The following is a 1,449-nucleotide window of genomic DNA, read 5'->3' on the forward strand; positions in this document are numbered from 1 at the left end:
TAATGGTGGTGGTTTTGCCTTGCTCGGTGCTGGTGCTGCTTTCCGTATGGGCCGGCTTTATCCAACTATCAAACTCTATTGGAGCTAAGTCTTTAGCAGTAGCCTTTGCTACCATACTTTAAACTTATATCTATGGAGAATTGCCTTCCATACAGCCATAAATCCTCACTTTTGCAGGTAATATTTATTGAACAAAAGTAATATTACCTCTAGCATCCATTACAACTCGTTTATTCTTTAAATCGGAATTTTGATAATTGTCTGGAAACAACCAAGCTTGCATATCATAAAGCAATTCCATGTCATCTAGCGGTAATTGAATTTCTTGACCCGCGACCAGGTACGACTCAATAAACTGCTCACTTTCTACCAATATCTCTCTTTGACCATAAATATCACTTGTTCTCGTTACAAAGAACACCGACCTGGCGTGCTCTCCAGACCAGTCTCTAGCCGCCACTTTGATGAGCCAAAACTCATAGAATTCTTCGTCAACTTCTTCGCGGTACAAGTTATGGATATCGTAATTAATCCCCCTGGCTTTGATTCTGAACTGCGCCAAATAACGATCGGTTTCAATCCAGGGGTCAACCCATATTTGCACACCGAAATCATCGATCAGCTTTCTATGAATAGCACCTTTTCCACCATCATCGAAAGTACTAACACCCTCGCTGATAATCCAGCGTCCGGCACTTTTCATGTTTTCAATCATTTTATTTCTATAAAACTCGTCGTCCACCGAACCTCCATCCCCATAAGCCGATGTGCCTATCATCGATATGCATAACACAAAGAAAAGCACTAAATATCTCATTTCCTTCACTATCAATTCCCCCACTTAAAATATGGGTCTACATCAGCAGCCTTGTGTGCCCGTATCTGATCAGGACCAAAGAAATTGAAGGTGCCCATATAGTCATTACTAGACACTAAATTCCCTTGTCTGTTGTATACAGCTTCTAAATGGCCGCCGTTTCGACCAACCCATTTCGAATTTTGCCAAGGCGCATACCAAGGGTTGTGAAAAATACTTTTATACCACGGAAGCCGAACAAAGTTTGAACTAGCCCCAGGCATGGTTTGAGGAACGTTTGAATTAAGTATACCTCTGTACACTTTATGTAAATTCTCATTGGCCATAAGTTGCTCTCTAGCATAATCAGGGTCCATGAACATTTTTTCAACCTCGTTCACAGTCAAAGAATCCCCCGTTTGGGCTTCATACAAAGTGATTGAATCTTGAACACTCATCCCCGTAACTTTTTCAAAGTAGTCTGCAAACACTTCTTTTTGCCGAATCGCCGCTGTTAACTGCGAACCCGCCTCATTCACAATATACTGTAATGCTGCCGTGAACGTGTTCTATTCGTCATTACGTCACCTAATTGTCTATGTGGTGTATGATAACACCTCTAATTAGGTGGCCAAATTAACTATGCCACTACA

2 protein-coding genes are annotated in these 1,449 nt (G+C 41.4%); both read right to left on the minus strand.

Features of this window, described 5'->3' with window-relative positions:
• Positions 1-184: 184 nt before the first annotated feature.
• Positions 185-826: a hypothetical protein gene (locus CWE08_RS12030; protein ID WP_126768518.1), complete on the minus strand. Its 642-nt coding sequence runs from the start codon at positions 824-826 to the stop codon at positions 185-187.
• A gap of 2 nt (positions 827-828) precedes the next feature.
• On the minus strand, positions 829-1,335 hold the full coding sequence (locus CWE08_RS12035) for a hypothetical protein (RefSeq protein ID WP_126768519.1): 507 nt from the start codon (positions 1,333-1,335) through the stop codon (positions 829-831).
• Positions 1,336-1,449 lie beyond the last annotated feature (114 nt).

Source organism: Aliidiomarina iranensis (genome assembly GCF_003987135.1).
Taxonomy (GTDB): domain Bacteria; phylum Pseudomonadota; class Gammaproteobacteria; order Enterobacterales; family Alteromonadaceae; genus Aliidiomarina; species Aliidiomarina iranensis.